This is a genomic window from Deefgea rivuli DSM 18356, from assembly GCF_000620145.1.
GTDB classification, from domain to species: Bacteria; Pseudomonadota; Gammaproteobacteria; order Burkholderiales; family Chitinibacteraceae; genus Deefgea; species Deefgea rivuli.
In genome coordinates, this window is sequence record NZ_JHVM01000009.1 from 1 (window position 1) to 14,082 (window position 14,082).

The window sequence follows — 14,082 nt, forward strand, 5'->3', positions numbered from 1 at the left end:
AATAAATAGCAATCGAGTTTGGATTTAGCCACATCAATACCGAGGTAAAACATGATGAGAATCTCCTTTAAAATGCCCAATTCGCCCATTTGCCTTGTACATGCAGGGTCAAAGCCCTTGGCTACCGTTCAGTGTCTTGACTGGCGAAAGGAGTAAGGTGAAGGGTTCAATCTACCTTGCAAGGTCTGTGCCTTAAAGTGCCGCTCAAGCTCACTTCACCTCATGTGATACTAGCTAAGCATCACATTGAACAAGATACAAGGTGCCGCGCGGCATTAGCGCCGACCCCGCATTGAAAAATCTCAAAGTTTTAAATCCTAAAATCACCAAGTCGGATAACGTTTTTGGCGGGTTTGGTTTGCGCTGTTCATTTACATTTTGAGCAAAACGGTGCAATTCGCGCAGATTTTGACACCCTACGTATGATGTATTTGCTTGCGGGCTTTTATTTGCAATGCCTAGCTGGCAATACATCAACTTTATTTCAAACCTTGTTGAGCTGCGCGAGATCCCTTGTGTCAAGCCGAGCGAGGAACAAGCGGGGCGGGGTTTTTGCGATCAATGTTTGAGAGAGGCCGACGCTTTTGCACTTGAGGCCGAACGAGTTTTGAGCGCAACCGACCCGATTGTCCGCAGCGAGGGAATCCGACGAAGTCGGACGCAGATACTAGGGGCGCCTTTCTTTTGCCTACTTTTCTTTGGCGAAGCAAAGAAAAGTAGGTGCCGCGCGGCATTAGCGCCGACCCCATGTTGAAAAATCTCAAAGTTTTAAATCCTAAAATCATCAAGTCGGATAACGTTTTTGGCGGGTTTGGTTTGCGCTGTTCATTTACATTTTGAGCAAAACGCTGTAATTCGCGCAGCTTTTGATACCCGATGATGTAGATGTATTTGATTGCAGCTCTTTATCTAAAATGCCTAGCTGGCAATACATCGACCTTATTCTTGAATACGCCGCTTTATTGCTAACGCTGTGCTGGAATAAACCCATAGCCCAATCGCCCACGATTGGATAAAATCGCGCGCTTAAAAGTCATTGAATCATCGAGAAATTTATGCGCGCACTACGTTGGGTCATCGGTCGGGGTATCTTAGGTTTAAACGCGGTATTCGCGCCGAAAAAAGCACAACACTCGACTGAGCGCCAAGCTTGGTTGGATCAACAAACCCTATCTTTGGCGCTTTACGAATACGAGGCTTGCCCGTTTTGCGTCAAGGTTCGCCGTACGATGCGACGACAAGGCCTGAATATTAAAACCATCAATGCCAAACAAGCTGAGCATAAGACAGCCTTAGCCGAGCAGGGCGGCAAAGTCCAAGTGCCTTGCTTGCGGATCGAAGAAAACCAGCAAGTGCAGTGGTTGTACGAATCGAAAAGTATCATTCAATACTTGGAGCAACGTTTTGCCGCTCCAGTAAATGCATAAGGCGCAAAGGTATTCATCAGGTCAGAAAGTATGCGCGGCCTAATATTGGAATCCGCCTTATAGGGTGTATTTGCTGGTAGGCCTTTACCTAAAAAGCCTAGAAGGCAATACATCGAATTTATTTCAAGTTGAGTGATGCGAACCGCCTTGCATCCAACCCAGCGAATTCAAGTGAGGCGCAAGACTAGGGCGAAGCTGATGCTTTAGTTTTATTTCGCCGCGTTTGTCTTTGCCAACGATGCCAAACAAAAACCACATCATCATGGGCGGGGATGAGCGCCAAAGTGACTAAAGCCAAAGCCAGCGGCACTGTGGCGATATAGCCCAGATGTTTAAAACCTAAAGCCCCTATCACGCCGCCAGTAAAAAAACTGAGGGCTAAGCCACTGAGTAATTTGAGGCGTGCGCGATTGGCGATGACTTTGGGCTGCGCAGGGGAATGGCTGGCATTGATGTAGGCGAGTTTGCCCAGCTCAATGCCGATGTCGGTGATAATGCCGGTGATGTGGGTGGTGCGGATTTCGGCTTTGGAGAGTTTGGTGATTACCGCGTTTTGCAAACCCATAATGAAACACAGCAGCATCACGGTGACAGGAATAAATAAACCATCAATTTGCGCCAAGCTGGCGCCCAAAAAGCCAAAGCACAATAAGAGCAGCGCTTCGAGTAATAAAGGCAGCGCAAATTCGCTATATAGATGCCGCCGCCGCGCATAGTTGACCAAAACTGCAGAGCCAGCGGCTCCAGCCAGAAATGACAGCAGGGCACCTAAGCCACCGAGTACAAGATCATAAGCGCCAAAGACCCAATGGTCGGCCATCGCCGAAACGATGCCGGTCATGTGTGAGGTGTATTGCTGTACGGCCAAAAAGCCGCCCGCGTTGATGGTGCCAGCCACAAAGGCGAGGGTAAACCCGAGGTGGTAATTGCTGTTCGCGGAGCGTTTGCGACCCACTAAGTTTCTGGCATATTTGAATGGCATGCGGCCTCGCGGTTTGCCGCAAGCTTAAAGATGAATCCGGCCCTTATTGCGCCACGCCATTCGCTCGCGGCGAGTGTATGGCATGGCGCTGGCTTCAATTTACAATACAACTTTATGGGCGGTATTGATTTTTAGCATTGATGATTGAATTAAACATCTGCATCTTTGATTGCGATTCGCGTATCGCGTTAAACCTTATGGCTGTTTAAAGTAAAACGAATGAACCGTTTTTTGTCCTGATGCAATTTTAAATTTAAATCGCTGGGTTTGATTTTCATCACTTACATTGGCAATGTAAGTGCCATTCGGAAGATTGACATATAAAAATGGCCCCGGCACTAGCGTATCAAGCACCGTTTTATTTTCTGTATTAACGATGTTCACTTTAATATCGGCAAGATAAGCACCAGAGCCTTGTTCGGCAAAAGTAAATTGAGTATTAAATTGTGGTTTGAGCTGTGCAAATTGCTGGCTCTGCTCTTCACTGACGCCACCCGCGATATAAGTCACACCGGATGGGGCGGTTTGTTTCGCGACTAAATGATTGTCTGCGGCAAATGAAGCGCTAGAAATTAAAATTAATAGCGCAATTTTACTGAGAGTGAGTTTTTTATTCATTTTGAATTCCTTGTGGGCGAGTAGAAGTTAATTCATAAAAGATGTGGCTTATTTTAATTGAGTTGCTTTATTTGCTCTGTCTGTTATCGCACAGAAAAAAATTTAGAAAACACTCAATTTCAGAAAAATTGTGAATTTTATGCCATTAAGGTCATTCGCTTGTGCCGTGTGTAAGCGCTGATTGCCCTCAAAAGCTAGACCTCATACAGACAAAACGCCATCTAATACCGACCACCGGATACGGCTGGCACTTAAGAAATTGATGGCTATGCTAAAGCCAAATCCTGCCCCAAACCCAAGGAGAATTCTGATGTGTAATCCCAAATTGATGCTGATTTTAGCTAGCCTTTTCATTGTTAGCACCGCTCAAGCTAGCGATCTAAAAACAGAAAGCGCGCAAATTAATGCCAATTACAAAAGCGATTTGAAAGTCTGTATGGAGTTTGAGAAGAGCGAGCAGGCCGATTGCAAAAAAGATGCTGCCACGCAGCGCCAAGCTGGTTTTCAGGCGTTATGGAATAAGCGCCAAGGCAATGAAGCGCTGCCCGTGTATCAAGGCGATTTGGCCAGCCAGAAAAAACAAATCGAAGCGGATTACCAGCTAATGTTATCGATGTGTAAAGAGCTGGATAAAGCGACTCAGCCTACGTGCAAAACCGAAGCCACTAATCGGAAAAAAGCCTCGCTCAAAACCGCGATGAATGCGCCTGCAAGCAGCGATAAAAAAGCGATTTGTGCAACGTGCGGCGTGGTGACTCAGGTGCTCGAAGTTGAGAAGCCCGGCGAGGGAACTTGGATGGGGAAAATTGGCGGTGCGGCAGTGGGCGTGGGTTTGGGGAGCTTGATCGGCAAGGGCAAAGGTAAGACTGCCGCGATGGTGGTGGGCGGATTGGGTGGCGCGTATGCGGGCAATAAAGTGGAGGGCGCAATGAATGATAAAAAATATTATGAAGTCAGCGTGAAGCTCGACGATGGCAGTACGCAAACGGTGACGTTTGATAATCCCAATCATGGCTACAAACAAGGTGATAAGGTGAAATTAGAGAATAAACAGCTCGTAAAACGCTAGGTTTTGTTAGGCATTTTGAAATAAAGCCCTTCCTTGTCATCAGAAAGGGCTTTTCGTTTTAAAACACTAAACCCAATAATTTTCGGACTAATTCTTCGAGTGGCATCATCGTTAGCGCCAGTGGAATAAGTGGTGCAACGGTGGCGATGGCGAGAAAAAGAATGGCGTCTTTTTTGATCGGCACGGTATTCATCGCTTGCACGACATCAAAACTCGCGCCCAAATCGACCAGTGACGACATATCGGGATTGCCCAAGGGTGATTCTTTGGGTTTGCCAGAGCGAAACCATTTTTGATCAAACTCTCGATTGTGCTGCATTACCAGCAAGCCATATTCGCGCAGTGCATCGCGTTTGGCTTGCGCCAATTGCGGGCGAAAGACCAGTAGCGGCGCCAAAATAAGCAATTGCACCCAGATGATCATCAGCACAATTTCAATTTTGAAATCGGTGAGCACCGCGCCTTGATAGAAAATACGATTGGCTAGCATCGCCGCCAGCATGGTGCCGTGCGCGAAGGCGAGCGGGGCGAAAGCATGAAAAGTGCCGCTTAAAAAAGCCAAGCCGCCTAAGCGATCACTGTGGCTGGGCAGCAATTGCAGTTTGATGCGGGAAACCTGCCATAAAAATCGCGCCCAAATCCAGAGCCGGTAATACCAGCGCGCGACGAGAAATTGAAAAATCGGCAGACTGACGCCAGCATACCAATAGCCCGCCAGCGTGAGGCTCAAACCCTCAGCGCCTTGGTGGGCGTACCATGTATTGGTATCGAGCACCATGACGTTGCGCCACAGAAAAATCCCCGCGCTGTAAACGAGCGCAATCAAAATCAGCTCGGCTTTGATGGAATTTCTAAGCTCAAACGCAGAATGCAGCGCAGTTTCAAATTGTTGCATGGCCTCATTAGGAATCAGTTGGCGCTGTAAAAACTGCTGCACGACTTTACGCATGCGCCGATGCACCAATAATTCGGCAGCAATCATGATGGGAATGGCGAGCAAAAAGCGCACATGGACTTCTAAATCATATAAAAACGGAATGGTTGCGCCTTGATACCAACTGCCGCTGAGCAGCGTAATTAGGCAGAGCGGCAGCCAAGCGAGCAGTGAAATCACGATGATGCGTCGCCACAACAGACCTTCAGCATCGTCAGTCAGATGGGCGCGGCGTAAGAGCTGAAAAAGCGGGCCGCCCAGCACCAATGAAAAATTGCTTTGTTCTGCTAACAGCTGTTCGCTGAAATACGCGGAAGATGTGGCTTTGGCCATGATTTTGCCCCAAGGGTTGCTGTTTTTACCTTAGCAGAGCAGAACTGGAGCGATAGCCGCTTAAGCCATAATCCTGACCCATTGCACGATCATCACGGCGCTGTGTTCCAGCGCCAGCCAACACCAGCGTTGCAGCGCCATTTGCGCTGGTTGTATCCACGCGTGGCCGGGGCGCTGTAGCGCGACCCACAGAAAATAGCCCACACCAATCCAGCAGCCGCGATAAATCAGTTGCTCGACCCAACCATCGGCCTTAAATAAATTCAGCGAAAATTTTTGTCGAATCGGCCACAGCAGCGGCACACCCGATGGCGTCAGTAGATCGCCAATAATGTGTGAAAAATAGCCAATGACTAAGGGCAAAATCGGGATGTTTTGCTGTTCGCGGTGCGTGAGCAGCAGCCAAATAATCACCGCGACCATTAACAGCGAATGCGTAAAGCCGCGATGACCAAACACCTTGGCAATCGGAATCGAAATATAGGGCACGATGCGGCCAAAGGTCGATTTGGGGTGATCCAAATCGGGCAAGAGGCCAGCTGCGCCAGCGAGGGCGACTTCATGCACTTGCGGCATACGCTGCAAAATGCCAACACTGCATGCCACCATCATTAAGGCGGCAAAAGCAATGTGGGTGCGGGCCATCATGGGAGTACCTGCTCACAATGAATGGGTGCCATACGTGTGGTATACGCATAGAACCCTTGAAAACTAAGGGGGCTGTGAAGATACCAGAAAATTACATCGTCGGTGTAAGTATGTGAGTGTGATTTTGGCGACAAGTTCGGCTTGAGCGCAGAAAATCGCTAAAAAATGCCTTTTCCTCAGCAAAATAGCCGTGCGTAGCGGGGGCGACGTGCGTGAATTCTCGCTTTATCGCGCACTGTATTCGGCGTCACGACACACATTTTGTGTCTATTCTTCCGAATTTTGATCGAGGTTTTTGCTGCTTTAAGTGTGTTGAAGGCTGTATTTCTTACGTTAAAATTAAGAATAAAGTTTGGTTGAATGCCGCTCAATACCTTAAATCGACGCTTTAATCTGGCTATGAGCGCTTTATCGCAAGTGCCAACAGCGCAAAAAGCAATCGCCTACAGTAGCGAGATCAAATTGATTCGTGACTTATTCACTGACTAAGGAATTTTTACCATGAAGCATAAATTGTTTACTCCGCTGTTATTGATTGTTTTGGGCCTGATGTTTTTGGCGCATAACCTTGGCTTTTGGCCGAACTTGGGTGAGTTGTGGGCGACGTGGTGGCCGTTGATTTTGATTGCTGTCGGGCTTAATCATTTTTCTCGTCCACGGCTTTGCGCGAGTGGTCGAGATAAAAATGAGCAATCCAATGATTAAGTTGGGCGCAATCCTATTAATATCAGCATGGCGGCCGCCAACAGCGGCAGATGTTCCCACGGTACACAGTATTTTCTAGTGATTAAATTTCTTCCGTGATTGGTAAAGAGTAAATCCAAGTCTTCAAGCATAAAGAGTACAGAGTTCTACTCTCTATGGTTCAAGGTTTAGGTTTTAAACGGCAAGCTGAAATACTTTTTGTGAGAATTTTTATGGCAACCTTGATTCGCCAACATGCTGGATTTTTTTGCAACTGGCGTACTGATTTACCGTTATTACTTGGTGTGAATGCGGTGATTGCGCTGCTGTTGACCTTGATCGACGAGCGCACGACGCTGATTGATAATCTGATTATTTCCAATTGCATCGGCTTTTGCATTTGGGGCAGTAATACGCTGCTGTCTTGGTGGCTGGGTGATAAATTGTCTTGGCCGTGGCGGATGGCGATCGCTGCTCCGCCGAGTTTATTGGCTGGGTTTAAACTAGGCTCACTGTTTGGTGCGTCGGATGTATTGGCTATTTTGCTGCATACGCCTGAGCAAGCTTGGCGCTGGGTGGCGATTGCCGTGTTGGTTTCAAGTTGCGCCAGTGCCTTTTTTATTGTGCTGTTTCATGCGCAAAAATATCGTGCCGAGCTAGAAGCCGAGCGCCGCGTGCTGGCTGAAGTGCAGCAAGCCGAAACCGCAGCGCAATTGGCAATGCTGCAAGCGCAGATCGAGCCGCATTTTTTGTTTAATACCTTAGCGAATTTGCAAAGCCTGATTGGCAGCGATCCAGCAATGGCGCAAACCATGCTCAATCATTTGAATGATTACCTGCACGCCAGCCTAAAACGTACTCGCCAAACGACAACAACTTTGGCTGAAGAAATTGATTTGGTGAGTGCTTTGTTGGCGATTCAGTCTGTTCGTTTGGGCGATCGACTGCAATATTCCTTGAACGTACCAGAAGCTTTACGTCTTGCCACGTTGCCGCCGCTGCTGCTGCAACCACTGGTTGAAAATGCGCTTGAGCACGGTATCGAGCCGGCGATTATCGGTGGCCGAATCGATATCGACGTGGAGCAAGACGGCGAGCAATTGCGGATTTGCGTGAGCGACACGGGTTTGGGTTTGGACGTAAGCAGTGTTACTGAGTCGGGCATCGGCTTAGCCAATGTCCGCGCCCGTTTAGATAAACTCTACGGCAGCCAAGCCCAGCTGGTGTTGCGCCCCAATACACCCAGCGGCGTCATTGCTGAGCTGATTTTCCCGTTGGAAATGAAATAACTAACATTACAAAGTCAAAAGCAGGGAACACGAAAGGCACGAAAAGAAGAGCGAAAAACACATGAATAAGGCCGTGATTTCCTAGGGTGGCTTAGGCCCTTATTGAATGTCTTTTTGGCGATGCGGCAACATGGCCGTAGCCCATCATTGTTTTGTTCGTGTTTTTTTTGTTCTTCTTTTCGTGCCTTTCGTGTTCCAATTTTTTTTGCTGTTAATTTTTAGGGAATCTCAAATGCCGACTGCCGTCATTGCTGATGATGAACCGCTACTCATTGCGGCGTTTACTGAGCGCATCCGCACGCTGTGGCCGGATTTAGAAATTGTCGGCATTGCAAAAAATGGCATTGAAGCGCTGGCGCAGATTAGCCAATTGCAGCCGGACTTTGCATTTTTGGATATTCGAATGCCAGGTTTGACGGGTTTGCAGGTGGCGGAAAATATTCGTGATACACGGGTGATTTTTGTGACTGCGTTTGATGAATATGCGGTGGCGGCATTTGAAACTTGTGCGGTCGATTACTTGCTGAAACCCGTTAGCGATGTGCGTTTGGCGCAGTGTATGGCACGTTTGCAGCGCGATATTCGCCTCCCTGATTTGAAGGGAAATTTGGCGCGGCTGAGTCGAGAGCTAGCAGCGCCGCCGCTGGCGTATTTGCAATGGTTGACCGTCAGTTTGGCCGATACGACGCGGCTGATTGCCATTGATGAGGTACGTTATTTTCAAGCGACCGAGAAATACACTGAAGTCGTCACCGCGAATGGGCGATTTTTGATTCGTACTTCTTTAAAAGAATTGCTGCCGCAGCTTAATCCGCAACGATTCTCACAAATACATCGTAGCTATATTGTTTGCCTGCCTGCGATTGCCAAAATCGAAAAGGACATTTTGGGGCGGCACACGATTTATCTGAAAGACAGCGACACCACATTGCCGCTGAGCCGCAGCCATGCGGCGCAGTTTAAGCAGATGTAATCAGGTGATTAATGTTCAACAATATGTTGAATCGTTTGTCTAAGCACGGTGAGCACTTCATCGCGCTCTAGGCGCTGGCTCACCAAGCTGCGCAGACCAAATCCCTGAAACAGCGCAATGATGGCTTCGGCGCGCGCATTCATCATGGCGACGGGCAGTGGCTTGAGAGAGCCACGCGCTTTGAGCATGAGCTGATAGCTCAGCACGCAAAGCTCACGATCTGATTCTTGCAAAATTGCTGCGATATTTGGATTGCGTGTCGCTTCGGTGAGAATTTCCAATTGTAGCGAGATATTTTTCGCATCCATACTTTCATCCAAACCGCTGGCCGCATGATCGAGCATCGCTTGGATCGTGTTGTCGGCATCAATCAGCGATTGCAAAATAAGGCGGTTTTTGTCTTGTTCGAAAGTGACAAACGCGCCAATGATTGCTTCTTTGTTTTCAAAGTAATGATAAATATGCCCGACACTCATGCCTGCTGCGCGGGCGATATTGGCCATGCTGGCGCCATGAAAACCGGATTGGCGAAAGCACTGTGCCGCCGCGCATAAAACTTGATTGCGGCGCACTTCGGTTTTACAGGGCGGGTTAGCTTGAGTGTTGTTTGTCATGGCTTTGTACACAGAATTGATGAAGATGCAATTGCGATATTTTCCGCATTGTACCCGCTTGTTTCATTGTCACAAAGTATTATAGAATGAACGTTCATTCTAATTTAATGGGCGGCTGTTCGCGTCGCTCAAGATGGGCTCAGGGTTAATAGACCCTAACTAGTGAGAAAAAATATGAAAACCAAGCTTAGAGCTTTACCGCAAGCGCTGACTTTAGTGGCGCTCGGTGTGATATTGGCAGGGTGCAGTGGCGGCGACAAATCCGGAGCGGGCGGGCAGGGCGGCGCGCCAGAAGTGAGTATCGTGACGATTCAGCCGACGGCGCAACAAATCGAACGCGAATTACCCGGTCGTACCAGCCCTTACCGTGTGGCAGAAATTCGCCCGCAAGTGGGCGGCATCGTGCAAAAGCGCTTGTTTACCGAAGGTGGCAATGTCAAAGCTGGTGAATTGCTCTATCAAATCAATCCCGAGGTGTATCAAGCGGCGTTTGATAGCGCAAAAGCAACTTTGGATCGGGCTGAAGCCAGTTTGGTAACCCTGAAACTTAAAGCAGAACGCTATAAAGACCTCGTTGCGATCAATGGTGTGAGCAAGCAAGAATTTGACGATGCCCAAGCGGCGAAGCAGCAGGCGCAAGCCGATGTCGCCGCCGCGCGAGCGGCTGTGGATGGCGCGAAAATCAATTTAACGTATAGCCGAGTTACCTCACCGATTAGTGGCGTGATTGGCAAATCATCGGTGACCGAGGGGGCTCTATTGAGCGTGGGTCAGGTCGCGCCTTTGGCGACAGTGCAGCAACTCGATCCGATGTATGTCGATATTAGCCAGTCGAGTGCCGAGTTATTGCGTTTGAAGCGCGAATTCGGGCATTTGGTCGGCAAATCGGGGATCCCGGTGAGTATTATTTTGGAAGATGGTAGCTTGCACAAAGAAGCAGGCAAATTGGAATTCACTGATGTGACAGTGGATGCGGGGACGGGGTCGGTGAGCTTGCGCGTGTTGGTGCCGAATCCTCAGCATGATTTATTACCGGGCATGTTTGTTCGCGCGCGTTTGCAGCAGGCCGAAGTGAAAGATGCGCTTTTGGTGCCGCAGCAAGCGTTGAGCCGCACGCCGACGGGTGAAGCTCGAGTGATGTTGGTGGGGGCTGGCGATAAAGTAGAGGCGCGCACCGTGACGGCCAATCGCACGATAGGCAATAGCTGGTTGGTCAGCCAAGGTTTGAAAGCCGGTGATCGCGTTATTGTTGAAGGTTTGCAAAAAATTCAACCCGGTATTGCCGTGAAGACTATAGCAGCCAAGCTTGATAAAGCAATACCCAATGGTGCCAGTGCAGTCGCTTCAGCGCCAGCTGTAGCACATTAAGGAGTTTTTTCATGGCACGTTTTTTTATTGATCGCCCCATTTTTGCATGGGTGATTGCGCTGATTATTATGCTGGCTGGATTGTTGTCGATCCGTAGTCTGCCCGTTGAGCAATATCCTGCGGTGGCGCCACCAGCAGTAACGATTTCTGCGATGTTCCCAGGTGCTTCGGCGCAAACAGTGGAAGATTCGGTCACGCAAGTGATTGAGCAGAAAATGCAGGGGATTGACCGCCTCCGCTATATCAAATCAAGTAGCGATCAAAACGGCAGTGTGAATATCACGCTGAGTTTTGAAGCCGGTACCGATCCTGATATTGCCCAAGTTCAGGTGCAAAACAAATTGCAATTGGCGATGCCAAGATTGCCGCAAGAAGTGCAATCGCAAGGAATTAGCGTTTCAAAATCATCATCCAGCTTTTTGATGGTACTGGGTTTTGTGTCGAGCGATGGCAGTTTAAGCCGCACTGACTTGGCCGATTATGTGGCGGCCAACTTGCAAGATCAGTTGAGCCGTGTGAATGGTGTTGGTGATGTGCAATTGTTTGGTGCGCAATATGCAATGCGAATCTGGCTGGATCCGATCAAACTGAGCCAGTATCAGCTCACGACGATGGATGTGGTTAGCGCGGTTAAAGCGCAAAACGCGCAGATTTCTGGCGGCCAGTTAGGCGGTGCGCCTTCGGTTGTCGGGCAGCGCTTGAATGCCGCGATTATCGCGCAAACGCGTTTGCAATCGCCGGAAGAGTTTGGCCGCATCTTGCTCAGAAGTAATGCCAATGGCGGACAGGTTCGCCTATCGGACGTGGCGTTTATTGAGCTGGGTGCCGAAGATTATTCGATCGATAGCCGCTTTAACGGTAAACCGGCCACTGGTCTGGCGGTGAAGCTGGCAACGGGGGCGAATGCGCTGGCGACTGCCAATGCAGTGCGTGCCAAAGTTGCGGAAATGCAGCCCTATTTCCCTACGTCAATGCAAGTGGTTTTCCCGTATGACACGACGCCATTCGTGAAGATTTCGATCGAAGAAGTAGTGAAAACACTGCTAGAAGCGATGGTGTTGGTGTTTTTGGTGATGTATTTATTCCTGCAAAATTTCCGTGCGACCTTGATTCCAACGATTGCAGTGCCGGTGGTTTTGCTCGGTACGTTTGGTGTGATGGCGGCGCTGGGCTTTTCGATCAATACGCTAACGATGTTCGGGATGGTGTTGGCGATTGGTTTGCTGGTGGATGATGCGATTGTCGTCGTCGAAAACGTTGAGCGCGTGATGAGCGAAGAGGGCTTGTCGCCCAAAGAAGCCACGCGCAAATCGATGGATCAGATTACTGGCGCGCTGGTCGGCATTGCGCTGGTGCTGTCGGCGGTGTTCGTGCCGATGGCGTTCTTTGGTGGCTCGACCGGCGTGATTTATCGCCAGTTTTCGGTGACTGTCGTCGCGGCGATGTTGCTGTCGGTGCTGGTGGCGATGACATTGTCGCCAGCGCTGTGCGCGACGCTGCTCAAGCCAATTGAAAAAGGTCACACTTACGGCGAAACCGGTTTCTTTGGTTGGTTTAACCGCATGTTTGATCGCAACAATCTGCGTTATCAGAATGTGGTGCGGCGCTGGTTGAAGCACACGGGTCGCTATATGGTCATTTATTTGGTGATTGTGGCGGTGATGGGCGTGCTCTTTGTGCGGATGCCCACATCGTTTCTACCCGAAGAAGATCAAGGGATTTTGTTCTCGATGGTGACGTTGCCACCAGGCAGTACACAAGAGCAAACCGTGGCAGTGCTGAAAAAAGTAGAAGATCACTTTTTGAAAGATGAAGCCAATAATGTCGCATCAATCTTTACGGTTGCTGGCTTTAGCTTTGGTGGTAGTGGGCAAAATGCCGGTTTAGGCTTTGTGCAGCTTAAAGATTGGTCTGAGCGGCGCGGCGCGGAGCAGGGTGTTGGCGCAATTGCGGGCCGTGCGATGGGCGCGTTTAGCCAGATCAAAGAAGCGATGGTGTTTGCATTTGCACCGCCAGCGATTGTTGAGTTGGGTAATGCCAGCGGTTTTGAATTGCAATTGCAAGATCGCGGCGGTGTGGGTCATGCCAAATTGATGGAAGCGCGCAATATGCTGCTGGGCATGGCCGCGAAAGATCCAAATGTCGTCGCGGTGCGCCCGAATGGGCAGGATGATTCACCGCAATTGCGTTTGAATATCGATCAAAGCAAAGCCACGGCACAGGGTTTGAGTATTTCTGATATCAATCAAACCTTGTCGACCGCTTGGGGCTCGGCGTATGTGAATGACTTTATTGATCGCGGCCGCGTGAAAAAAGTGTATTTGCAAGCCGATGCACCGTTCCGTATGCAGCCAGAAAACTTAAATGACTGGCAGGTTCGTAATGCCAATGGCCAGATGGTGCCGTTCTCGGCGTTTGCTTCGACGAGCTGGGAATACGGCCCGCCATTGCTGAACCGCTATAACAGCGTGCCAACGATCAATATCCAAGGCGCTGCGGCTCTGGGCAAAAGCTCAGGGGATGCAATGCTGGCGATGGAAGCGATGATTGCTAAATTGCCGCCGGGAATTGGTTACGAGTGGACGGGCTTGTCACTAGAAGAGCGTGAATCGGGCGATCAAGCTCCCGCTTTGTATGCGCTGTCTTTGTTGATTGTTTTCTTATGTTTGGCGGCCTTGTATGAAAGCTGGTCAATTCCGTTTGCGGTGATGTTGGTCGTACCTTTGGGCGTGATTGGTGCTTTATTGGCGGCAACGGGGCGCGGTTTATCGAATGACGTGTATTTCCAAGTGGGCTTGCTGACAACGATTGGATTGGCGACGAAGAACGCGATTTTGATTGTTGAATTTGCTAAAGATCTGCATGAACAAGGGCAAGATCTAATCAGCGCCACGCTGGATGCGATTCGGATGCGTTTGCGGCCGATTTTGATGACTTCATTGGCGTTTGCTTTCGGTGTATTGCCACTGGTGATCAGTAATGGCGCGGGTTCAGGCAGTCAAAATGCGATTGGTACTGGCGTATTGGGCGGCATGATTAGCGCCACGGTACTGGGGATTTTCTTTGTGCCGGTGTTCTTTGTTTGGGTACGCAGTCGCTTTAGCGGCCGCAAAATTCAAGCTAAGTCCAGCGAGCAGGAGTAA

12 protein-coding genes and 1 pseudogene are annotated in these 14,082 nt (G+C 49.4%); 8 read left to right on the forward strand and 5 right to left on the reverse strand.

Annotated features, from left to right (window positions below):
• The first annotated feature begins 1,055 nt into the window (after window positions 1-1,055).
• Entirely contained in the window at window positions 1,056-1,427 is a 372-nt protein-coding gene (locus Q320_RS0104245; RefSeq protein WP_027467978.1) for a glutathione S-transferase N-terminal domain-containing protein, read from the forward strand.
• A 253-nt stretch (window positions 1,428-1,680) separates the two neighbouring features.
• Here Q320_RS0104245 and Q320_RS0104250 read toward each other — a convergent pair.
• Both Q320_RS0104250 and Q320_RS0104260 read right to left on the reverse strand, forming a co-directional pair.
• Window positions 1,681-2,409 (reverse strand): annotated as a pseudogene (locus Q320_RS0104250) (YoaK family protein); the annotation flags it as partial.
• A gap of 195 nt (window positions 2,410-2,604) precedes the next feature.
• Window positions 2,605-3,027 (reverse strand): hypothetical protein, encoded by a 423-nt coding sequence (locus Q320_RS0104260; protein ID WP_027467980.1) that lies wholly within the window; start codon window positions 3,025-3,027, stop codon window positions 2,605-2,607.
• Window positions 3,028-3,337: 310 nt separating this feature from the next.
• Here Q320_RS0104260 and Q320_RS20585 point away from each other — a divergent pair, with 310 nt between their 5' ends.
• Window positions 3,338-4,096 carry an outer membrane lipoprotein gene (locus Q320_RS20585; RefSeq protein WP_051534456.1) on the forward strand — a complete coding sequence of 253 codons (759 nt, stop codon included), beginning with the start codon at window positions 3,338-3,340 and terminating at the stop codon, window positions 4,094-4,096.
• Window positions 4,097-4,154: 58 nt separating this feature from the next.
• On the opposite strand, the gene Q320_RS0104270 is transcribed toward Q320_RS20585, so the two are convergent.
• Together Q320_RS0104270 and Q320_RS18405 are read right to left on the reverse strand one after the other, a co-directional pair.
• A complete protein-coding gene (locus tag Q320_RS0104270) occupies window positions 4,155-5,363 on the reverse strand; it encodes a hypothetical protein (protein ID WP_035852271.1) in 1,209 nt (402 codons plus the stop codon).
• A 60-nt stretch (window positions 5,364-5,423) separates the two neighbouring features.
• Window positions 5,424-6,011 (reverse strand): metal-dependent hydrolase, encoded by a 588-nt coding sequence (locus Q320_RS18405; protein WP_051534457.1) that lies wholly within the window; start codon window positions 6,009-6,011, stop codon window positions 5,424-5,426.
• 360 nt (window positions 6,012-6,371) lie between these two features.
• On the opposite strand from Q320_RS18405, the gene Q320_RS22095 reads away from it, so the two are divergent.
• From Q320_RS22095 to Q320_RS0104295, 4 genes are all read left to right on the forward strand, one after another.
• Window positions 6,372-6,500, forward strand: coding sequence for a hypothetical protein (locus Q320_RS22095; protein WP_281174224.1), 129 nt, complete (start codon window positions 6,372-6,374; stop codon window positions 6,498-6,500).
• 12 nt (window positions 6,501-6,512) lie between these two features.
• A complete protein-coding gene (locus tag Q320_RS18410; RefSeq protein WP_051534458.1) occupies window positions 6,513-6,716 on the forward strand; it encodes a LiaI-LiaF-like domain-containing protein in 204 nt (67 codons plus the stop codon).
• Between the two features lie 212 nt (window positions 6,717-6,928).
• On the forward strand, window positions 6,929-7,984 hold the full coding sequence (locus tag Q320_RS18415) for a sensor histidine kinase (protein WP_169734430.1): 1,056 nt from the start codon (window positions 6,929-6,931) through the stop codon (window positions 7,982-7,984).
• Between the two features lie 232 nt (window positions 7,985-8,216).
• Window positions 8,217-8,957 (forward strand): LytR/AlgR family response regulator transcription factor, encoded by a 741-nt coding sequence (locus tag Q320_RS0104295; protein ID WP_027467982.1) that lies wholly within the window; start codon window positions 8,217-8,219, stop codon window positions 8,955-8,957.
• Window positions 8,958-8,965: 8 nt separating this feature from the next.
• On the opposite strand, the gene Q320_RS0104300 is transcribed toward Q320_RS0104295, so the two are convergent.
• On the reverse strand, window positions 8,966-9,571 hold the full coding sequence (locus tag Q320_RS0104300) for a TetR/AcrR family transcriptional regulator (RefSeq protein ID WP_027467983.1): 606 nt from the start codon (window positions 9,569-9,571) through the stop codon (window positions 8,966-8,968).
• 174 nt (window positions 9,572-9,745) lie between these two features.
• Between Q320_RS0104300 and Q320_RS0104305 the strand changes: the two genes are divergently transcribed.
• Complete coding sequence (locus Q320_RS0104305; protein WP_027467984.1) at window positions 9,746-10,939, forward strand: efflux RND transporter periplasmic adaptor subunit; 1,194 nt, start codon at window positions 9,746-9,748, stop codon at window positions 10,937-10,939.
• Between the two features lie 11 nt (window positions 10,940-10,950).
• Complete coding sequence (locus tag Q320_RS0104310) at window positions 10,951-14,082, forward strand: efflux RND transporter permease subunit (RefSeq protein WP_027467985.1); 3,132 nt, start codon at window positions 10,951-10,953, stop codon at window positions 14,080-14,082.